Origin of the sequence: Duncaniella dubosii (genome assembly GCF_004803915.1) — a bacterium.
In the GTDB taxonomy this organism is placed as follows: Bacteria; Bacteroidota; Bacteroidia; order Bacteroidales; family Muribaculaceae; genus Duncaniella; species Duncaniella dubosii.
Genome location: NZ_CP039396.1, coordinates 2364733 through 2387588, shown reverse-complemented (window position 1 = coordinate 2387588; position 22856 = coordinate 2364733). Strand labels below are relative to the sequence as shown.

Here is a 22856-nt window from a genome sequence, read left to right as displayed (position 1 = left end):
TTAAGGAACAAATGTTGAAGCCGAAATCCATTGTCATGAGTCGCACCCCGTGATGGATAGAAACCACATAGCGACAGATACGCTCCCTCTGATTATGAACAAATTAAATGAAAACACACCATCTTTAACTTAACATTTGTTATGAAACGACCATCTTAGTCGGTGAAAAACTTTGCATTGTCCATCCGATTTGCATGGGAAACTGAAAATTTTTATTTTTGTTACATTCCATTGCTCAATTTTATAAAAACCATGAAGGAAATCCTGACACGCCAGCGTATCACCACTTTTCTGACCCACCTCCTCTGCATAATCATACTTTTTATCCTTCCCGAGATTCTATCGAGTCTTGCCAATCCGGGACGGCCGATAAAAATGTGGATGTACACAAAGACATTTGTGTTCATAGGAGTATTCTATGCCAACTACTACTGCATAATCGAGCAGTCATTCGACAAGCCGCGACGTTTCCTGCGTTTTTTCGGCTACAATTTCCTTCTGATCATAGTAGCCCTCGGGCTTATATATCTCATCTGGCGATTCAAAGGCCATCTTGGAGGGCGCACTCCTCTCAGAAACCATCCATCGCCGACCGAAAGCATGTATTTTGCAAAATCAATCGGCATGCTCTCGCGCGACGTAGTGATGTTGATTCTTGTAATTGGATTTGCTACAGCCCTACGGCTCGGCGACAAATGGCTAAAGCTTGACCGCAGACGGCAGGATCTTGTCAACATGCAGCGTGAAGAAGAACTGAAAAATCTGAAAAGCCAGCTCAATCCTCATTTCCTGTTCAACACCCTTAACTCGATATACGCTCTTATCGCCATCTCTCCGACCAAAGCACAGGAAGCAGTCCACGAACTTAGCCGGCTACTCCGCTACGTGCTCTACGACACCTCCGCCACAGTCTCACTCAAACAGGAACTCGCTTTCATCGACAACTATGTAAGCCTTATGAAACTACGGCTGAGTTCTGCGATAAGACTCAACGTGACACTTGATGCCGGAAACAACGAGACTCTGCGCGTCGCACCGCTACTTTTCATAACACTAATTGAAAACGTTTTCAAACACGGGATACACACACCGGAAATCCCGCTTGAAATATCAGTCACTGCCCACGACAACACTATTGAATGCCGTACATCGAACGGCCTCCTGACATCAGGGAGCCAAACCAGATTACCGTCTTCTACCACTGAGGACGAGTGTAACAGCGGAGGAATCGGACTATCAAATCTTCACCGCAGACTCGACCTGATATATGGACGCGACGCACAGCTCAACATAACGACGACAGACAAATCATACGAAGTATGTCTGAAAATTCATATTCGGCCCAATTTATAATCAAGATGGTCGTAAAAAAGGATAATCATCTTAAGACCTCTTTAAACTTTTCAATAAAAAATCAGTCTAAATATCATCTTTCCGCATTGACGATAGCTAACCAGACTATATGGATGTAGACAATCGTATAGAATGAAATAAAACCCTACTTAAATAACACCAATATGTCACTCCGCTGCTGCGTCATTGATGACGAACCCCTCGCATCAGGTCTAATCAAATCCTACATAGAGAAAACCCCGTTTCTTGAATTCATCGGAGAATTCTCATCACCGAGAGATGCAATCTCTGTGATACTGAACGATAATATAGATATCGTGTTTCTTGACATACAGATGCCACAGCTCAACGGGATAGAGTTTGCCAAAATCATCCCCCCGACGACACGAATCATTTTCACGACAGCCTATTCCAACTATGCCGTTGAAGGATTCAAGGTGAACGCGCTCGATTACCTCCTCAAACCGATCAGCTACGAGGAGTTTCTTGAAGCCGCGAACCGGGCTCTCAACTGGCATGAACTGATCAAGCGCAACTCACCTCATAAAAACGGAGAAAACGCGTTCACGGATGGCGACTATGTAATTATAAAAAGTGAATATAAACTCGTTCAGATCAACATCAACGACATCATCTATATCGAGGGACTTAAAGACTACGTGAAAATCTATGTCGACGGCACCGATAAATCAATCATGACTCTTCTGAGCATGAAAACCCTAGAACAGACACTACCTGCATCACAATTCATGCGCATACACAGATCGTTCATTGTCAATCTGTCAAAAATAAAGATAATCGAACGCAACCGTATTATTTTCGGGAAAGTCCAGATTCCTATTTCCGACAGCTACAAGGATGCGTTTTCCGATTATATCAACCGCCGGACATTAGCCTGAAAAAAATATTCACCTCTTATAAGCCCAAAGCAACAGAGGGTCGGTCATCTCGACCAACCCTCTGTTGCTTTATATTCAAATCAGTGCAAATTTAAGCTGATTTAATTACAAAATGGAAGCTTAATTAATTTCATATTACAGAGAGTCATATCCTCTCTTTTATATATAAGACGTTCAATCCCTCCAAATAGTTACATCCGAAGTGACAATTTTCACATCATTTAATATTTCTATATTCGAAAAACCATTTACGAAACACTCATCGTTAAATACAGTTAAATAGTTGTCAGAATTTATAATTCGGTGTAAATTTGCCGTGTGTATGAATTCATGATAATATTACCATGAAATTTGCGAATTAGAATTAATTTAAACCTTTTGTTCATCACGCGAATCCTTTATAACTAATTATTTAGTTTTTTTTTTATTTTTACTTAAATCAATTTGTATGAAAAAAATTTTTACTCTTCTTGCCGCAACAGCTATGGTCTTAACAGCATCTGCTCAAACCGCTGAAACTTGGAAACCCGATGGAACTGAACCTGAAAACAAAACTGTCAACCTTCCTTCTATCAAAGCTGAATTCCTTGACAATACTTCTAAAGGATCAAATGTAGGCGTTGGAGAATGGGATTTTTCAAAAAGTAGCGATGTCCGTGGCAATCAAAACGGCCTCGAAATCCGTTTTACACCCGACAAGTCAGGAGTCCTCTCCATTACATATGCAGCAGCCGTAGCTACCAACAAATCTATCCACATGGAAGTAAACGGAGACCAGACCAACACGATTCCTTGCACACTTCCTGATGGAAGCCAGCTTGAATCCGAAGCAAAGCCATTAGAAGAGATTCCCGCAGGCGAATCTGTCAAGTATGACTTAGTATCTGGCAATTACTACAATTTCTACACTAACGGTACTAAATGGAGACTCAAAGAATTTAGCTTCATCCCTTCTGCTGACCAGTCAGCCATCACCGACATTGCTGCTGACGAAAACGCTCCCGTAGAATACTTCAACCTTCAGGGCGTGCGTGTAGATAATCCTTCAAACGGTATCTTCATCAAGCGTCAGGGTTCAAAGGTTTCGAAAGTTGTTGTGAAATAATCATCGGAATTCCAGAAATTCACACTACAACAAAACTTATCCCAGTCGGCCGACCTCAAAAAGTCGGCCGATTTTTTTATTTTTGCATCGGAGTCTGACATCCTGTCACATCCATCCACATCTTGCTTTTCACCTTCAAAACTGCACAATATGACGTGTACATATAAACCATAAACTCTTTTACAGCGTTTCTACCTATATGACACTAAATATACTCACCTATCAACATTTATAGATGAAACGAATCGTAATAATGGGCGCTACGTCAGGCATAGGGCTGCGCGTAGCCGAGATTTTTGCCAAAGCCGGCTGGCTTGTCGGAGCAGCCGGGCGCAAGGAGAAAGTATTGCGCAAACTTCAGTCTGACTATCCCGAAAAAATACGCTACGCCCAGATTAACATCGACGACACCGATGCTCCAAACCGTATGCGCGACCTTATCAACCGTCTCGGAGGAATGGACATCTACTTCCATGTCGCAGGAATCGGATATGAGAACGAGGCGCTTGTAACAGAACACGACACAGCGACTGCCCAGACCAATGTAGTCGGGTTCACACGCATGATCGACACCGCCTTCCGCTACTTCAGGTCGCATGGCCGACGCGGCCGCATCGCAGCCGTCACATCCGTGGCGGGTACAAACGGAATCGGAGAACTTGCGTCATATTCCGCATCTAAAAAATATCAGCAGACCTACCTGACAGCACTCGACCAGCTCGCACGCATGCAGGGTCTTGACATATCATTCACAGATATCCGTCCGGGATGGATACGCACACCGCTCCTTAATCCCGACCGCATCTATCCGATGACAATGACCCTTGACCATGCCGTCGTCGGAATCGTACGTGCAATCATCGCCCGCAAACGGGTCTGCATAGTCGACTGGCGATGGAATCTTCTTGTCAGGGCTTGGAGTCTCCTTCCTGACCGCCTATGGGAACTTCTTCCAATACGCGTGTCGACCCAAGCTACATTTGCCGAAGACAAGGCCGATACAAAAACAGAAAAACAACTCCAGTCACCCGAATCTCCGGCAAAGGTCGCAGTCCCTGCCCCACTCTCGCCGGCATCCACGACAGATTTGAGCTGACACGACTGCGAAATGCTGATTTACAGAATAGCACAAGTGCGAAATCCAACATCTGACCGTAGTAGTCATGATTGAATTTCGCACTTGTGCTATTCTCAAGCCAAAAGGCTGAAAGACTGGCCGCCTATCGGACTCTTATCATATATTTCAATGAAATTTCTATTGACTGGTTTCTTGATGCGGCAAAAAAGTCGCGTTTTGAATCCTTATAGATATTCCCAAGGCCGAAATAATAACGGCCTTCAAGCATTATCGAATGTTTGCGTCTTATTATAAACTCCACACCTGCACCTCCAAGAATTCCATAGTCAAACTTTCGGTCAATCGGCATGTTCAACTGTTCGTTGGTCCTGTAGCCTTGGGGGAAATCATGGATTGAACTGTAATTTTCATAATCGAAATTCGCTGAAATCGAATTCGACAGCATGAAACTGACTTCCGGGCCAAGATTGACAAAACCTCTGACCTTGTTCGAACCGAAGTAGATGTGGGTCAACAGCGGAATCGAGATGTAGTTCAGCGTCCGCGTGTAGTTGAACTGCGGAGCTTCATCGCGAGCGAAATCCTCTGCCCAGCCACGCTGAGTGAAATTCACTTCGGCGATAAGGCCGAAGTATTTCTCCTCCGTATATCGCGCAGCTATACCCATCGTGAGACCTTGTGCAAATTTTGTGTGAACCTCCGGTGAGAACGACACACTCGAAAGCGTCGCACCGGCCTTGCCTCCTATGGCAAAATTCGGGGAATACTCCCTCTGAGCCAGAAGACACGACGGCAGAAGCATCGCCACAAACAGTAATCCGGCTCTGCCGGAAGGGAGGCAGGGAGTAAGCCTACGGAAAAACTTGATCAAACGGTTGGAGTCCATCTTCAGATACTGGCCTTTTCTATAAGTCCGCCGGGACGATAGTTGATTATATAAAGCAACCCGTTGCAGTCGCCGGCCGCTCCATCGGGGACAAAGAAACTGAACCCGTTCTGCACACCGTCATAATGATGCCCGGCATTTTTCAGATAGTTCAGCACAAACATACCGGTGTCGAATCCGAGGATGCCCTGACGCGGAATAGCATTTTCCATCCCGGTGCCATACCATTGCTTGAACTTACTTTCAATACGGCGCGAACGAGGGCTGTCCTCATTGTCAAAGAAGCGCGAATAGACAAGAGTATTGAGGTTGTGCATGTTTGAGAGAGTCTCGCCTCTGAACGTAATCCATTCCGGATAGCCTACAACCTTAATCGAAGGCATTACAGCTTCATCACGCCATTCGATCAGTCCGGGAAGCAGACGGTTGACGTCGCTCTGACGGCCGGTGTTCAGGATGAATGTGTAATTCCCTTCCGCCGGGAGTTCCTTAAGGTTCGCTTTTGTCAGTTTTCCTTCAACGGTTATCGTCTTATACTGCGTGCCTTTTCCATCAAGACGTTTCTTTACCGCATCAATAAATTCGGTCTTGTCATTGGCACCGTCGGTCAGATTAAGGAAAACAGGTACTGTATACGCCATTCTGGCAACCATCACGTCAGCTGCTTTCTCAAACATAATCGCACTCGGATATTTCCCTGCATGACCGCAGGATTTGTACGGTATGTCTCGTCGCGGACTATGAAATCGTTGAGCACTTTTATCCCGTTCACGCGGCCGAACTCTCCGAGCATGGCAAACTGCTCTAAATTGTCGGGGCTATGATGAGACGATGGTTTTTCAGCTCGGGATTTGCAATGATATCATGAACCTTTGCCGTCGAGCCTTCAGTGTCAAACACACTTATGCGCACAGGCGTCCCGTTGTTACGCAGACTGTCGGCTGCGAGAAGGAATCCTTTATAAAATTCAGTGTAGCGCTGGGCGCTTTTCGACGGAGTCTCCTCGTTGAGCATGAACGGAAGCACTACCGCCACCGAAAGTTCAGTCCCATGTTCAGGGACACCTGCTGCAGCGGCGAGGTCGTTTACACTGACCGTAGGCGCGCCGCCCTGAGTGCTGACAGCCGTGCTGTCAGTCTTGACTCCTGCGGCCTCTGCAAGCTGATCAACGCTGACAGTTGCGGGAGTGACAGCTGAAGGTATATTCAGCACCTGTCCTTCGCGGAGAACGGTGATTCCGGGATTTGCCGCCTCAAGGGCCTTTACTGTTATGCCGTGGGCATTGGCTATAGAATAGAATGTCTCCTTCTTTTTGACTATATATCCACTGCTGGCCGAAGTTTCATGGCTAATCTGAGCAGAGGTGGCAGAAGCAGCTGCGGGTGTGGCCGGAGCAGAAGTTTGCGTAGCTGCCGATTCCTTGGCGGGGACACTGATGTGGAGCGTCTGTCCGGCTTTAAGACCTTCGCTTACGATAGGATTCTGTTCGATAAGATCTTTTGTACTTATACCGTAGCGGGTGGCTATGCCATATATTGTCTGTCCTTTTTCAACGTGATGGGTGATGATGCTGACCCCCTTCGGTTCAGAAGGCCGGACAGCAGCGGGCGATGACGAAGACTGTGATTCGTCAGTCTGTTCCACGTCGACAGGGAAAAACAATACAGTGCCCCATCTCAGACCGTCAGCCACACTTGGATTGGACTTCACAAGTTCGTCCTTGGTAATGCCGAGACGATGACAGATTGAATATACGGTCTCCTTAGGCGCAACTTCATAATAGTAATAGTTACGGCCATTTACTTCACGGGTAGGTAGATCCTTGATTGAAGCCGTAATACCGGAAAGGGAAGCTCCGAGCGCTACCGCACCCAATATGCTGAGTCGAGTGAATTTCATATACTATGATTTTCAGTGTAAAGTATTTGCAAATTTACGCAGAATTATTCAGACTACAAAGTGTTTATTTTTCAGGTTAAAAAGCAATCAGATAGCAACAATTTTAAACGGTAAGCAACACGCGCTCCAATCCGTCAGCCGGATATGAAGCGCGCGATATGCGTTAAAGCAAAATGATAGTGATAAGCCTCAGTCTTATTTCTTCTTGCGGTTGCCATAGCGGCTCATGAACTTGTCCACACGACCTGCGGTGTCAACGAGCTTCTGCTTGCCGGTAAAGAAGGGGTGAGATGAGCTGGTGATTTCAAGCTTGACCAGAGGATAGGTCACGCCGTCAACTTCAATAGTTTCTTTTGAGGCGATAGTTGAACGAGTGATGAAGATTTCGTCGTTCGACATGTCCTTGAATACTACTTCGCGGTAGTTGGAAGGATGGAGATCTGCTTTCATTTTCTTATCTGGAGTTTTTATTGTCAAAGTTACCGAAATTGCGCTGGTAGGACGCATAAATTCGTAATGGCGGTGCAAAGGTATGGATTTTAATCGATTTATCAAAACTCTACGCCATATTTTTTACTCACTGACGTAGAAATCAATCAGATTCGACAATGCCTGTTCACATGCCGGACAGAATACGGGCCACGTGTTGTCACGCATCCTGCATCGGTCGGCAGGACGGTAGACACCTTTGAACGTATAGCCCGCACCTTCATACACACCTATCGGATATTTCTTTGCATCGGCGGCAGGTGTCGGGACTGGCGTGCCATCAGGTATCTGTGATTTCCACTTGCTGTCAAAGCCGACAAGTGTGGTGATGTTCGGCTCCCACGGCTCGATGTCCTTCGGATAGCTTTCATCCATGATATCGCCCTCATAGAAATACTCGTCGGCAAGGCCGCCGAAACTGTGTCCGAACTCGTGGACCACCACAGGGCTGAAATCCTTATGGCGCGATGTGGTCAGAGTATAGCTGTTATAGATGCCACCGCCTCCATATTCATTGGTATTTGCAAGTATGATGATGTGTTCGTATGGTATTCCTGCAATAGCGTCGTGTATATCCTTGACATGCAATGTCGTCAGATATCGGTCAGAATAGAACGTAGAGAAATTCGACGAGAATGCGGTTGATTTCCAATTGCCGAAGCGAGGCACACTCACCCCGGAATCATCAGAAGGCGTTGCCACAGCGACAAAGTTAAACTTCGATGCCTTGCTTTTGAACGGTTCATGCGACAGGATTGATTCAACGGCTATTTCCGCATGACGGTAGAAGCTGTCCATTTCCTCCCTTGTATAGCCTTCGGCAAGAATCGCCACGTCGATAACCTCGTCACTTTCTCCACCCTTGTGGATATAGCGGTGGTCGGGCAGTTTGCCTCGACCTTTCTTGGCAATCAGAATATCCTTAGGGTCAAAACGGTGTTTCATCGAGGCCATTGGTTCATGCCGGTTATCGAGCAGGTCGATGTGGATCAGCGCCGGTTCTTTAGGATAAGGCACAAGCACACAATGCTCGAAGGATTTCGGAGTTGTCGCAGCCTCTTCTGTCGAAAGCCATTCATGGTAGAGCGACGAAAAGGAAGTGCGGTAGAGCGTATCGCCCGTGGCCTCCGAGCACACCGTCACCACACCCGCGCCCTGAAGGGGCAGATCCGAAAGATTGTATCTCCTGCCGGCCCAGCCGTCCATTGACGACTGCCCCGAAAGGTGTACACCGCGTTTCCCATCGGGATTCGCTGAAAACAGATAGTCGATGCGAAGTGTCCTGTTCTCAAAATTACGGTCAAAACCGAGTGATGAAAATTCCTTCGTACCCCCCATCACCTTTCCTCCGGCCAGACCGGCTTCCATGATCGGCGACACGAGAGAATTCATGTACTCTTCAAGATTGGTATAGCCTGACGCGGCAAGTTCCCGGCCGTCAGCAGGATTTTTGGGATTCAGGCCATGAGACTTCTCCCAGACATCCGGAATGCCGTCGCCATCGCTGTCGCGAGGAGCTTTTGCGCTCTTCAACAAAGGCCACGCCCGCGAACCGTCGGAATAGACAACCTCATCCTGCGAGTCGATTATTCCCCTGTTGCCAAAAGTAGCTTTCCCGTTGCGGGTATCGTTGACTACGATTTCATCATATGCGTCACGACTGAGCGAGGCACCGGCATAGGCAAGCACCAGTTCATAAGCCTTCTCAGCCGAATGCGTGGTGGTCTGCTCATAAGGCATCGGAGAATGGAGCTGAATGTCACGCTCTATGCTGTCGTCCCAATATCCGTCAAAATCTCCGGGCTTTATCTGGTCCAGAACACCGAGTTTCCAGTTATCATCACCGACGGCGGCAATTTCATGGTTGACATTGCCACGCACATAGAAGCGGCCCCATTTATGAAGCATCCGCGCCCAGACGTTCCACCCGACTCCGAGTTTACGGCCTTCGACATCAATGGAATTGTCAGCCATGTCAATATCAAATGTCCTGTCGGCAATGACCACTTGGTTCTTGCCATCCGACGCACCACCGGTCCTTATGCCCTTCAGCTCATCGCGTGTCAGGGAAGTACCGAAATAACGGTTATAATCTTCAGCAAGTCGACGGGTATTGAGACAGTAGCGCACGGTGCGTATTCCGGGACTTGCTATGCGCTCAGGCATTAGGTTTGACGTCACCCCCGGCCGGAAGTAGTTATTGACGATATTGACCGTCATTCCCTCGCCGCCATAACATCCGTTCGAGCCATAGTTATAGATGACATTGTTGCGCAGATCCATCCTTTCGTCTGTCTGGGTGTGGGGGCTCGGACCGAGACGCGGAGTGCGCGACGTATGATTTGCCATGAGATTGTGGTGGTAGCTCGCTCCGCTTCCACCCCAGTTTCCGCCATAGCCGTGAGGGCCTTTCTTGTGACCGCTGTTGTGGAGGCTATGTGACGCGATACACCATTGCACCGTGCAGTCTGTCATTCCATAGACCGAGATACACTCGTCTATGCTCCAGCTGACCGAGCAGTGGTCGACCATCACATTACGGTGGCCGCTTCCACCGAGTCCGTCTCCCTCATGATGCGCCACCTGCCTGTCCCCAAGACGGAAACGCATGAAACGCACAATCACATTGTCGGCCTGAATGAGAAAGGGATAGTCGGCTATACAGATTCCATCGCCGGGAGCTGTCTGACCGGCAATGGTGACATCGGGATTTTCAAGCCGCAGTTGCGATTTTAGAAAAATAGTGCCTGAGACATCGAAAACTATCGTCCTCGGGCCAGCCTGATTACAGGCATAGCGAAACGAACCCGGGAGTTCATTGTCGTCGAGCGTTGTCACATGATATACATCGCCGCCACGGCCACCGGTCGTGTAACGGCCAAACCCCTCTGCACCCGGGAATGCAGGGATAGCGGTCGGCACAAGGCTTCCGGCTGAAACCGCTGACACCGACAGAAGCGCCACAGCAATTGAAGTATAGATTTTTTTCACGATTATATCTTTCAGAGCGTGATTATTATATCAGTAAAAGCGGGAGATTGATGTCTCTCCCGCTTTTACTATCGGATTATTCTATTTTTATCGAACGATAAACTTCTTACCGTCACGAATATACACACCGGGGAGAAGCGGTTCGCGCACTTCGACTCCCATGATATTGTATATTTTGCCATTGCCGGAAGCGCCAGCCGGATCAACCACAATGTCCTCGATGGCACTCTGGTCTGAACCTGCGCCCTTTATGCGTATCTTCAACACCGATTCAACCGCGCCAAACTTGACCGGAATCTCATTCATCGGTTCTGACAGTGTGACTGTATGCACAGCCGCCGGGCTTGAATTTACCGGGAAGGTATATTGAGCAGCGTCAAACTGGGTGTCACCAATCGACATTATATAGCTTGAAGTATCATCCTTGGCGTTTGACCATCCTTCAAAAGTAAGCTCAGTCGCAACCTTTCCTTCAGGCAGTTTTATTGTCCATGTGTCATTGCGGGCAAACTTTATGTATTCAGCGGTTACACCCGAACCGTGGTTGTAGGTTCTTGAACCGTTGCTACAGTTGACTTCTATATCAGTTCCGAACTTGAACGGCAGACGGCTCTCCTTGTGAATCATGCCTGCTTCCTGAGCAGTTCCGTCAGAAATCTCCCATTCAAACACTTCACCGGGAACGACGATAGGATCATCGACCGAAGGAGTATAGACCGGAAGTTCCACCGCTTCATCAGCAAACGTCAGCTCTCCGTTGAGCATTTTTCCGTTAGCGTTTCCGCCTTCCATGATATGCGCTACAAGAGAGTTGAGATAAACTTCAAGATTTGTATATCCGCTTGACGTGACCTTAGCGCCATCGGCAGCATCATCGGGATCAAGACCGTTGGCTTCTTCCCATGCGTCAGGAATACCGTCGCCATCGCGATCGGCGGGAGCTTCAGCCGATTTAAGCACCGGGAGCACACCGTCAAGTTCCGTGCCTTCAGGATAAGTGATGTCGTCAGGAGTGTTGATGAAGCCTTTGTCAAGGCCGGAACCTGTTCCTGAAGCTGCGACATTGTTCTTCGCATCATTGACAATCATTTCATCGAGCGCGTCACGGCTGAGCGAAGCACCTGCATAGGCCAACACATTTTTATAGGCATCATCAGCCGAATGGGTAGTCGTATAGACATATTCAATAGGGAGGTCACGCCTCATGTCCTGCTTGGTGTTTTCCCAAGCTGCGTTATTACTACAGATTTCCCATCGCGAGATCTGGTCATACATGCCATTGGTCCAGTTGTCTTCATAGACCTTCGACAGATTGCTGTTGCTGTTTCCGTCGACATAATAAGTACCGACAAGGTGAAGCGCAGGATAGTAACTGTTCCAGAAGATTGATATGCTCTTGTCATCTACCGTAATCTTGTTGTCGTCGGAAATCTCGTAACGCCTTCCGGATACAGAAATATAAGGTTTACCGTTGACAAAAGATCCGGTCAGATTGCTTTTTGTAATCTTTGTGCCCATAGCATTGTTATAGGCAGTTGCGATTTTATCTTTATCAAGGCAATAATCGACAGTACGGATGCCGACCGATGCGATGCGCGATTCCTTGGTCTTACCCGAATACTTGTTGCCGGGTCCGGGCTGATAGTAGTTGTTGACGATATTCACATTCATACCCTCGCCTCCATAGCAGCTTTCACCAGAATAGTTGAACATCACATTGTTGCGCATGTCCATCACTTCGTTGAGCTGAGTGGTGGGACGCGGCCGAGGCGTGGTGAGCGCGATGTGTGATGGGCAAGAAGATTGTGGTGATAAGAGCCGTATTCACCACCCCAGTTGCCGCCATAGCCATGACCGCCCTTGCTGTGACCGGAATTCACAAGGCTTTGTGAGACGATACACCACTGGACTGTAGTATTGCTCGTTCCGCTGAACGACAGACATTCATCAATGCTCCAGCTGACCGAGCAGTGGTCGACCATAATATTTTTCTGGTCGAGTGAACCAAGAGCATCCCATCCGTCAGCTCCGTTTAGAGTGACATTCTTGTTGCCGAGACGGAAACGGACAAAGCGGATGATAACGTTATCAGCCTTGATGCTGAATGGATAGTCGGTGATACAGATGCCGTCGCCGGGAGCTGTCTGTCCGGCGATAGTCACATTGCCGCTTCTTAAATTCAATGCTGAGGTCAGATGGATATTACCCGACACATCAAAGACAATTGTACGCGCACCTGACTGATTGCAGGCATAGCGAAACGAACCGGGCTCATTGTTGTCTTCAAGAGTGGTCACATGATAGACCTTGCCACCACGTCCACCGGTGGTGTAACGGCCATATCCTTCCGCACCCGGAAAGGCTTCAAGCTTGTCGATGGTCGCGGGCGAGGCACTGCCGACAGCACACACCGTCGCAAGCACCGAACTGAGTAGTACATGTTTCATAAACGAACTGAATATGGTATTAATTTTTAAGAATCAAAATAGTAAAATTAAAAAGCGTCAGGGCGATGAATAATATTATAGATTAAGTTACTAACAGTCTGCAAATATAATGCTTTCCGACTAATAATCAAAACGAGCATGTCGCGATTGACATTTATTCACGACAAAAACAGTAAAATTTGAAACAAAAACCTCATAACAGTGTGGGAATCCGATACAAGACCCGCGGCTGCCGGATGGATAGCACCGGTAGCCGCAGGTCTGTATGGATTTTCAATCTGAACAGCTTCGTAATCAGATCACGCCGTAGGTCGAGAGAAGGATAGTCATGTGGTCACGCAGTTTACGTGCCTCGGCAGCGGCAGCCTCAGCAAAATCCTCACCCTTGGAAGCATAGATTATGCCACGTGACGAATTGACAAGGAGACCGCATTCATGTGTGATGCCCCACTTCGCCACATCTTCAAGACTGCCACCCTGAGCGCCGACACCGGGCACAAGAAGGAAACTTGACGGAGCCACACGACGCACTTCGGCAAACATCGCTCCCTGAGTAGCGCCGACCACAAACATAAGGTTGTCAGGTGTACCCCACTTCTGAGCCGTCTCAAGCACCTGTTCGAAAAGACGCGTGCCGGTCATGTCTGTGCGGAACTGGAAATCATGGCTTCCGGGATTGGAAGTGAGAGCGAGAAGTATCACCCATTTGCCGTCATATTCCATGAAGGGCTTCACACTGTCAAATCCCATATATGGAGCTACGGTTATGGCATCGACACCCATATTTTCGAAAAACGCCCGGGCATAGAGCGACGATGTGTTGCCGATGTCGCCACGCTTTGCGTCAGCTATTATAAACTGGTCGGAGTAGTTTTCACGGAGGTATCTGACAGTACGGTCAAGAGCCTTCCAGCCGTCAACGCCGAGGCTTTCATAAAAAGCGGTGTTGGGCTTGTAGGCTACGCAGTAGGGAGCGGTAGCATCAATGATAGCCTTGTTGAATGCGAAAATCGGATCTTCCTCGTTCAGAAGATGTTCAGGAATTTTCTTTATGTCCGTGTCGAGACCGACGCAGAGGAAAGAACCTTTTTTCTTAATCTGTTCAATGATTTGCTCGCGGTTCATATATTTTTATTGATATTATTGTTCTTTAATTATATGGCACACAATACGTTTCAGAGTTCCGCCGCCTTGAGTTTCTCGGCATTTTCTGCGATTGTCAGCTGATCGATCACATCCTGAATCTCTCCGTCCATGAAGGCTTGAAGATTATATATGGTATAGTTGATGCGATGGTCGGTGATGCGGCCCTGCGGATAATTGTAGGTACGTATTTTCGCCGAACGGTCGCCGGTTGATACGAGCGTCTTTCGGCGCGAAGCTATATCGTCGATATATTTCTGATGTTCCTTATCGTAGATAAATGTGCGTAGTCTGCTCAGTGCACGCTCCTTGTTCTTAGGCTGGTCGCGCGTCTCGGTACACTCTATGAGTATCTCCTCGCTTTCACCCGTGTTCGGATTACGCCACATGTAGCGCAGACGCACACCGGATTCAACCTTATTGACATTCTGGCCGCCTGCTCCACCCGAACGGAAGGTATCCCATTTGATTTCGCCTTCATTGATTTCAACATCAAAGGCTTCGGCCTCGGGAAGAACAGCGACAGTGGCGGCGGATGTGTGGACACGACCCTGCGTCTCCGTAGCCGGAACGCGCTGCACGCGGTGGACACCGCTTTCATACTTCATCGTTCCATACACGTTGTCGCCGGTCACGGCCATGACGATTTCCTTGAAACCACCGGCTGCTCCTTCGCTGAAACTTGTGACTGCCACACTCCAGCCTTTCAACTCGCAGTATTTCACATACATCTTATATAAGTCACCGGCAAAAATAGCGGCTTCGTCGCCACCGGTTCCTCCGCGGATTTCAACAATGGCGTTTTTGGCATCCTCAGGGTCTGCAGGAATCAGAAGCAGCTTGATTTCCTCTTCAAGAGCAGGAAGCGCACCGGTAGCCTCGTCAAGTTCCTCCTTGGCCATATCACGGAGTTCCGGGTCGCTTTCCGATGCAAGCACTTCACGAGCCTCGTCAATATTGCCAAGCAACGAACGGTAGTGGCGTGTCACGGCCGTAAGTTTTTCAAGGTCCTTATATTCCTTGGTCAGACGGACATAACGTTTCATATCCTGAATCACCGAAGGGTCGGTGATGAGCGTGCCCACTTCTTCAAAGCGGGCCTCGATGCCATCAAGACGTGACAATAGGGAGTTTTCTGCCATACTGATTTAAGAGCGTGATTTGAACGTGCAAATTTACGAATTTTTCCCGACATTTCCCGACTAATGCCATACAAAACGCCATCAGGCCGGCTTTCGGCAATAAATTCTCAGCTTCAAGGGCATTTTTGCTTAATATTTTTTCTAAAAACATTGGCTTCAATAATAAATTTGAGTAATTTTGCCCCTCAAATTAAACAACTGTTTGTAAAGTTAAGTCTATCGTCGCGACGACAGACACAATTCTCACCAAAACCAATGAAAGTATTAAAATTTGGCGGGACATCCGTAGGTTCCGCAAACAGTCTTCTGAATCTCAGAAGCATCGTCGAAGGTCAGAATTTACCGACCATAATCGTAGTAAGCGCCCTTGGCGGAGTGACCGACCTTCTCATCAAGACAGCCCGGACAGCAGCCGAAGGCAATGAATCCTACCGGGAACTATTCGAGACCATAGTCAAACGTCATCACGATATTATCGCCAGTGTGATCACAGACCGCCCTGACGAGCTTAAAGAGGAAATCGACACACTCCTCTCAGAGCTTTCGTCAATATATCAGGGTGTCTACCTCATCCGTGACCTCAGCCCCAAAACGCAAGCCGCAATCGTCAGCTACGGCGAACGGCTCAGCAGCCGCATCGTGTACCGGCTCATAAACGGAAGCAAGCTCCACGATTCACGCGAATTCATCAAAACCGAGCAGAAACACGGACGTTCCATCCTTGACAGCGAGCTGACACGCGCTCTCGTTGCCGAAGAATTCAGACACGAAGTGCTCGGCGGACGCATACACATAGTCCCCGGATTTATAAGCACTGACAAACAATCTGGAGAGGTCACCAACCTCGGACGCGGAGGAAGCGACTACACGGCTTCAATCATCGCCGCCGCACTCAACGCCGAGGCTCTTGAAATATGGACTGATGTCGACGGTTTCATGACCGCTGACCCGCGCGTCATCCCCACAGCCTACACCATAAACTCCCTGAGCTATGTGGAGGCGATGGAGCTTTGCAACTTCGGAGCAAAGGTCATCTATCCCCCGACAATATATCCGGTATGTGTCAAAAACATACCTATCCGCGTTAAAAACACCTTCAATCCCGACGGCCCGGGCACGATTATCCTCAACGATGTGGAGGATGACCGCAAACCGATCAAGGGCATTTCAAGCATCAGCGGGACTTCGCTCATAACAGTGACCGGTCTTTCGATGGTAGGTGTCATCGGTGTCAACCGCCGCATCTTCACCGCCCTTGCCGAAAACGGCATCTCAGTCTTCATGGTCAGTCAGGCATCGTCGGAAAACTCTACTTCAATCGGCGTACGTGACCAAGATGCGGAAGAAGCCATCCGTGTGCTCGACCACGAGTTCGCGAAGGAAATCGAAGAGGGTGCGATGTTTCCGATGCACGCCGAAAGCGGCCTCGCGACCGTTGCGATCGTAGGCGAAAACATGAAGCATACTCCCGGCATCGCCGGAAAGCTCTTCGGGACTCTCGGCCGAAGCGGCATCAGCGTGATTGCTTGTGCCCAAGGCGCAAGCGAGACAAATATATCGTTCGTGGTTCACGGCGACTCACTGCGCAAATCGCTCAATGTAATCCATGATTCATTCTTCCTCAGCGAATACAAGGAACTCAATCTGTTTATCTGCGGAGTCGGAACTGTCGGAGGTATGCTCATCGAGCAGATACGCAGCCAACAGGAGACTCTGAGAAACACACATCGTCTGAAACTCAACGTGGTCGGAATCGCATCAAGCCGTCGCGCCATCTTCTCGCGTTCAGGCATAGACCTCGCAAACTACCGTGAAGAGCTTGAGGCAAGCCCGGAAAGCACCCCTGAGCGTCTGCGCAACGAAATCGTCAGCATGAACATATTTAACAGTGTATTCGTCGACTGCACGGCAAGCCATGACATTGCCGCTCTTTACCAGACCTTCCTTGACCACAACATTTCTGTAGTGGCAGCTAACAAAGTAGCCGCATCAAGCAGCTATGATATCTATCGCCGTCTCAAGGACACGGCTCTGAGCCGTGGGGTAAAATACCTGTTTGAGACCAATGTCGGAGCCGGGCTGCCTATTATCGGCACAATCAATGACCTCATCTCGTCGGGCGACCGCATCCTTAAAATCGAAGCAGTTCTCAGCGGTACGCTCAATTTCATATTCAACGCTCTGTCGGCCGATGTTCCATTCTCCGAAACTGTCCGTCTTGCAAAGGAGATGGGCTACAGCGAACCAGACCCGCGCATCGATCTCAGCGGTCAGGACGTAATCCGAAAGCTCGTAATCCTTACACGCGAAGGAGGCTATAAGGCAGAACAAAGCGAAGTCGAAAAGCATCTTTTCATACCGACAGAACTGTTCGAAGGCTCACTCGACGACTTCTGGCACAGACTGCCCGAACTTGATGAGGATTTCGAGGCCCGGCGCAAAGTGCTTGAATCGGAAGGCAAACGCTGGCGCTTTGTCGCAAGAATGGAAATGGGCAAGATGAGTGTCGGACTTGAAGCGGTCGACAGCCGTCATCCGTTCTACGGACTGGAAGGCTCTAACAACATCGTTCTCCTGACTACCGAACGCTATCGCGAATATCCTATGCTTATCCAAGGCTATGGCGCAGGCGCAGAGGTCACCGCAGCCGGCGTGTTCGCCAACATCATGTCTACCGTCAACAACTGATGCGCCTATGAAGCATCTCATAATCCTTGGCGACGGGATGTCGGATCATCCTATCGCCTCTCTGGGAGGAAAAACGCCTCTTCAGTATGCTTCAACACCCTCATTCGACCGTCTGGCCTCGGCCGGAAGATGCGGGACACTTGTCACCATTCCCGAAGGCTTCTCGCCCGGAAGCGAAGTGGCCAACACGTCTATCCTCGGCTACGACCTGAATGAAGTCTATGAGGGGCGCGGGCCTCTCGAAGCCGCAAGCATCGGCTACGAGATGGAGCCTGATGATATGGCAATGCGATGTAACATAATCACTCTCGGCCAGCAAGGTGAGATCAGCAACCATCACGGAGGACATCTGACTACCGAGGAAGGTGCCGAGCTAATCAAATACCTCGACAGCCACCTCGGCAGTGAGCGTGTGAAATTCATCCCGGGAATACAGTACAGACATTTGCTCGTCATAAAAGCCGGCAACAAGCACATCGAATGCGCCCCACCACACGACCATCCGGAAGAGCAGTGGCGCGATCTGCTGATAAAACCTGCGACCGAAACAGCCGCAGACGCATCGCGCATGTCATCTGCGGAAACTGCCGGACTGATCAATGACCTCATTCTCCGATCTCAGAAACTTCTTGCCGAACATCCGATAAATCTTCGGCGAAAAGCCGAAGGCCATCCGACAGCCAATTCAATCTGGCCGTGGAGTCCCGGCTACCGTCCGAAAATGCAGACCCTGCAGCAGATGTATCCATCTATTAAAAGCGGAGCTGTAATTTCAGCCGTCGACCTCATCAGAGGAATCGGACACTACGCAGGACTTCGGACCATCGTCATACCCGGCATGACGGGACTTGCAGATACAAACTACGAAGGCAAAGCCAAGGCTGCGGTCGACGCTTTACGCACGGATGATTTTGTATTTCTCCACGTAGAAGCGACCGATGAAGCCGGACACGATGGGAACATCGACCTTAAAATACGGGCCATCGAATATCTCGACAACCGCATCGTTGGTCCTGTAATGGATGAACTTGCAGACTGGGATGAACCGGTCCGCATAGCCCTCCTGCCAGATCATGCGACACCCGTCGAACGGCGCATACATATAGGAGAACCCGTTCCGTTCTCAATCTACACACCCGGAGGAATCCCCGACGACGTTACAGTCTATGATGAAAAAAGCTGCACACAAGGAGCTTACGGGACTCTCCATCTCCAAGAGTTCATGGAGGAATTCATGAGACTCTGACATTTGACACACACTTTAAACACCAGCCAAAAATGCTTTATTACAGCACCAACCACTCATCCCCGGAGACAACGCTCGAAGAAGCTGTGGTCAAAGGTCTCGCTACAGACAGGGGGCTATACATGCCTGAACACATCAAGGCTCTTCCTAAAGAATTTTTCAATGACATCGATAAAATGTCATTTCACGAAATCGCATGCCGTGTGGCAGACGCATTTTTCGGAGAAGACATCCCAGCCGATGAACTTCACCGCATAGTCCGCGATACGCTTTCATTTGACTGCCCGGTAGCAGAAGTAAATCCCAACATATATAGTCTCGAACTCTTCCACGGCCCGACTCTTGCCTTTAAGGATGTCGGAGCACGCTTTATGGCACGACTGCTCCAATACTTCATAAAAAAACGCTCCCACACACGCACCGTAAACGTTCTCGTCGCCACCAGCGGTGACACTGGCTCGGCCGTTGCCAACGGATTTCTCGGCGTGGACGGCATCCATGTCTACGTACTTTATCCAAAAGGTAAGGTCAGTCCTATTCAGGAATGTCAGTTCACCACTCTCGGACGCAACATCACGGCCGTTGAGGTAGATGGAGTGTTCGATGACTGCCAGCGCCTTGTAAAGAGCGCATTCATGGATCAGGATCTGTGTCAGCATCTGACACTCACCTCGGCAAACTCAATCAATGTCGCTCGGTTTCTCCCTCAGGCATTTTACTATTTCAATGCCTATGCCCGCATGAAAGCCATCGGCAAGAGCGATAATCTTGTAATCAGTGTGCCCAGCGGGAACTTCGGCAATATAACGGCCGGACTTTTTGCTCACCGGATGGGACTTCCTGTCAAACGTTTCATTGCCGCCAACAACGCCAACGACATCTTTTATAACTATCTTCTTTCAGGAGTCTATTCGCCCAAAGCGAGCGTACAGACAATCGCAAACGCAATGGACGTAGGCGATCCCAGCAACTTCGCCCGAATATTCGACCTCTACGGAGGTTCGCATGAACGCATTTCGTCACTTATAAGCGGCTACACCTTCACAGACTCTCAGATACGTGAGACAATGAACGAATGCTACAACCGCACCGGATACATTCTTGACCCTCACGGAGCATGCGGCTACCGCGCACTGCAGTCCGGTCTGCGAGAAAACGAAACGGGAGTATTCCTTGAAACCGCCCATCCGGCAAAATTCAAAGATACGGTCGAACAAGCCATCGACGCAGAAATCCAGATACCCGACCGTCTCGCAGACTTCATGAAAGGACAGAAACAATCCGTTTCCATGACCTCTGATTTCAAAGACTTCAAGGCATATCTCATGAAACAATAAACCTCACATATATAATATATGTGTAACGGCTGTTGAAAAACACATCAGTCAACCATCGACACCTATCTGTCATTACAATAAACCGGAGCTGCCAAAGAACCCTTACAATCTTCAGGATTATGGATTCTTTGGCAGCTCTTATTCCTTCAATTTAGCCGATTCTCCCAACTTTTTCTTTTTATTTTCTTTGCTTTTAGGAAGTTTCCAATTAACTTTGCATATCGAATTTACTGAAATCTTGGTTAACCTAAACCCCGATACAGAATATTTAATACCATACATTATGGCAGAAAAAAAAGAAAAATTGTTTGAACAGTTTCCCCCTATATCCACCGCAGAGTGGAAAGCCAAGGTGGAAGCTGACCTTAAAGGTGCTCCATTTGATAAAAAGTTAGTATGGCGCACAAACGAAGGTTTCAATGTCCAGCCTATGTACAGACTTGAAGACATCGAAAACTTCAAAACCACAAACTCACTTCCGGGAGAATATCCCTACGTTCGCGGTACACGTACCGACAACGACTGGCTCACCCGTCAGGAAATCATCGCCGAGACTCCGGCCGAAGCAAATGAGAAAGCCCTCAACGTACTCACAAAAGGTGTCACTTCACTCGGTTTCCATATCGACGAGCCTACAGCCGAAACACTTGAGGCCACTCTCAAGGACATCGACATCGCAAAGGTAGAAATCAACTTCACCTGCTGCGTCAAGAAAGCCCTTCCGCTTGCAAAAGCTCTCGTAGAATATATCGAATCAAAGGGATGTGCAGATACATTCAAAGGTTCTATCGACTTCAATCCCTTCCGCAAACCGTTGCGCAAAGGGGTTGCGTTTGATGCTGCAACCCTCACTCAGATGGCATGCGAACTTCTCGATGCAGTCAAAGGAGTCAAGAACCTCCGCGTCCTCTCTGTCGACAGCGACATGCTCAGCAACGCAGGTGCATACATCTATCAGGAACTCGGCTATGCTCTTGCGTGGGGCGCTCAGTGGATGACTCTTCTCACCGATGCCGGACGCAGCGCAGATGAAGTTGCCGGACGCATCAAGTTCAACATGGGCGTTTCGTCAAACTTCTTCATGGAGCTTTCCAAGTTCCGCGCAGCCCGCATGCTCTGGGCCCAGATCGTGAAACAGTATGGTGCATCTGAAGAAGCAGCCAAGATGGTCGCTCACGCAATCACATCGCGCTTCAACCAGACCCTCTATGACGCACACGTCAATCTGCTCCGCAGCCAGACTGAAGCAATGTCAGCCGCTCTTGCAGGTGTTGACTCCATTACAGTCACTCCGTTTGATGTCCCCTACAAGACACCCGATGAATTCTCAGAGCGCATTGCACGCAACCAGCAGTTCCTTCTTAAAGAAGAAAGCCATCTCGACAAGGTAATCGACCCTGCAGGCGGCAGCTACTATGTGGAAACTCTCACCGTGGCTATCTCTAAAGAAGCGTGGAAACTCTTCCTCGAAGTAGAGGAAAACGGAGGCTTCCTTGCATGCTGTAACGACGACAACATCCAGAAGGCTATCCGCGAAAGCGCTGAAAAACGTCACACAGACGTGGCCCGCCGTAAGGAAATCCTTCTCGGAACAAACCAGTATCCCAACATCAACGAAATGGCAGCCGACAAGATTGTCGACCTCAAAGGCTCGCTCTCTTGCTCTTGCGGAGGCCACGGAGATGCCTGCGAGACTCCCGCCGGGCTGCCGACCAAGCGTGCGGCAAGCGATTTCGAAGCACTCCGCCTCGAAACAGAAGCCGCATCAAACCGTCCGAAAGTGTTCATGCTCACTATCGGCAATCTTGCAATGCGTCTCGCACGCGCTCAGTTCTCATCAAACTTCTTCGGTTGCGCCGGCTACGAAATCATCGACAACCTCGGTTTCGACACTGTTGAACAGGGCATTGACGCAGCTCTCGAAAAGGGTGCTGACATCGTTGTGCTCTGCTCAAGCGACGACGAATATGCAGAACTCGCTCCCGCAGCCTTCAAATATCTTGACGGCCGCGCAGAGTTTGTCGTGGCAGGTGCCCCCGCATGCACCGACGACCTCAAGGCTATCGGAATCAACGACTTCGTTCATGTCCGCTGCAACGTCCTTGAAACACTCCGTGCATTTAACGCAAAACTGCTTAAGAAGTAAAAAGTCA

Annotated in this window: 17 protein-coding genes and 1 pseudogene; 8 read left to right on the top strand and 10 right to left on the bottom strand. The window is 48.9% G+C overall.

Going from position 1 to position 22856, the window contains the following annotated elements; genetic code table 11:
- Positions 1-252: 252 nt before the first annotated feature.
- The 4 genes from E7747_RS10385 (at position 253) to E7747_RS10370 (ending at position 4453) form a co-directional block, all read left to right on the top strand.
- Positions 253-1353, top strand: a complete 1101-nt coding sequence (locus E7747_RS10385; RefSeq protein WP_136415809.1) for a sensor histidine kinase — start codon at positions 253-255, stop codon at positions 1351-1353.
- 164 nt (positions 1354-1517) lie between these two features.
- A complete protein-coding gene (locus E7747_RS10380) occupies positions 1518-2252 on the top strand; it encodes a LytR/AlgR family response regulator transcription factor (RefSeq protein ID WP_123614373.1) in 735 nt (244 codons plus the stop codon).
- Positions 2253-2700: 448 nt separating this feature from the next.
- The gene (locus tag E7747_RS10375) at positions 2701-3357 is read left to right on the top strand and encodes a hypothetical protein (protein ID WP_136415807.1); all 657 of its coding nucleotides are present in this window, start codon (positions 2701-2703) and stop codon (positions 3355-3357) included.
- A 235-nt stretch (positions 3358-3592) separates the two neighbouring features.
- Positions 3593-4453, top strand: a complete 861-nt coding sequence (locus E7747_RS10370; protein WP_136415806.1) for an SDR family NAD(P)-dependent oxidoreductase — start codon at positions 3593-3595, stop codon at positions 4451-4453.
- A gap of 124 nt (positions 4454-4577) precedes the next feature.
- Here the strand turns inward: E7747_RS10370 and E7747_RS10365 are convergent, their stop codons facing one another.
- The 10 genes and pseudogenes from E7747_RS10365 to prfA form a co-directional block, all read right to left on the bottom strand.
- The gene (locus tag E7747_RS10365; RefSeq protein ID WP_228449136.1) at positions 4578-5321 is read right to left on the bottom strand and encodes a porin family protein; all 744 of its coding nucleotides are present in this window, start codon (positions 5319-5321) and stop codon (positions 4578-4580) included.
- Positions 5322-5323: 2 nt separating this feature from the next.
- Positions 5324-5998, bottom strand: a complete 675-nt coding sequence (locus E7747_RS10360) for a hypothetical protein (RefSeq protein WP_136415804.1) — start codon at positions 5996-5998, stop codon at positions 5324-5326.
- Between the two features lie 127 nt (positions 5999-6125).
- A complete protein-coding gene (locus E7747_RS10355) occupies positions 6126-7220 on the bottom strand; it encodes a lytic transglycosylase (RefSeq protein ID WP_136415802.1) in 1095 nt (364 codons plus the stop codon).
- Between the two features lie 195 nt (positions 7221-7415).
- Positions 7416-7670: a type B 50S ribosomal protein L31 gene (locus E7747_RS10350; RefSeq protein ID WP_123614388.1), complete on the bottom strand. Its 255-nt coding sequence runs from the start codon at positions 7668-7670 to the stop codon at positions 7416-7418.
- 123 nt (positions 7671-7793) lie between these two features.
- Positions 7794-9047, bottom strand: coding sequence for a M64 family metallopeptidase (locus tag E7747_RS17575; RefSeq protein ID WP_228449313.1), 1254 nt, complete (start codon positions 9045-9047; stop codon positions 7794-7796).
- Positions 9048-9827: 780 nt separating this feature from the next.
- A pseudogene (locus E7747_RS17570) lies at positions 9828-10673 on the bottom strand (pectate lyase family protein); the annotation flags it as partial.
- Positions 10674-10787: 114 nt separating this feature from the next.
- Positions 10788-12434, bottom strand: a complete 1647-nt coding sequence (locus tag E7747_RS17505; RefSeq protein WP_136415800.1) for a hypothetical protein — start codon at positions 12432-12434, stop codon at positions 10788-10790.
- Positions 12434-13147 carry a hypothetical protein gene (locus E7747_RS10330; protein WP_136415798.1) on the bottom strand — a complete coding sequence of 238 codons (714 nt, stop codon included), beginning with the start codon at positions 13145-13147 and terminating at the stop codon, positions 12434-12436. The genes E7747_RS17505 and E7747_RS10330 overlap by 1 nt, the downstream gene beginning before the upstream one ends.
- Positions 13148-13441: 294 nt before the next feature.
- On the bottom strand, positions 13442-14272 hold the full coding sequence (pyrF, locus tag E7747_RS10325; RefSeq protein ID WP_123614368.1) for an orotidine-5'-phosphate decarboxylase: 831 nt from the start codon (positions 14270-14272) through the stop codon (positions 13442-13444).
- Positions 14273-14322: 50 nt separating this feature from the next.
- Positions 14323-15432: a peptide chain release factor 1 gene (gene prfA / locus E7747_RS10320; protein ID WP_136415796.1), complete on the bottom strand. Its 1110-nt coding sequence runs from the start codon at positions 15430-15432 to the stop codon at positions 14323-14325.
- A gap of 255 nt (positions 15433-15687) precedes the next feature.
- Here prfA and thrA point away from each other — a divergent pair, with 255 nt between their 5' ends.
- From thrA to mutA, 4 genes are all read left to right on the top strand, one after another.
- Positions 15688-18120 (top strand): bifunctional aspartate kinase/homoserine dehydrogenase I, encoded by a 2433-nt coding sequence (gene thrA / locus E7747_RS10315; protein ID WP_136415794.1) that lies wholly within the window; start codon positions 15688-15690, stop codon positions 18118-18120.
- Between the two features lie 7 nt (positions 18121-18127).
- A complete protein-coding gene (locus E7747_RS10310) occupies positions 18128-19366 on the top strand; it encodes a cofactor-independent phosphoglycerate mutase (RefSeq protein WP_136415793.1) in 1239 nt (412 codons plus the stop codon).
- A 32-nt stretch (positions 19367-19398) separates the two neighbouring features.
- The gene (thrC, locus tag E7747_RS10305; RefSeq protein WP_136415791.1) at positions 19399-20703 is read left to right on the top strand and encodes a threonine synthase; all 1305 of its coding nucleotides are present in this window, start codon (positions 19399-19401) and stop codon (positions 20701-20703) included.
- A 283-nt stretch (positions 20704-20986) separates the two neighbouring features.
- Positions 20987-22849, top strand: coding sequence for a methylmalonyl-CoA mutase small subunit (gene mutA / locus E7747_RS10300; RefSeq protein ID WP_136415789.1), 1863 nt, complete (start codon positions 20987-20989; stop codon positions 22847-22849).
- Positions 22850-22856: the final 7 nt, after the last annotated feature.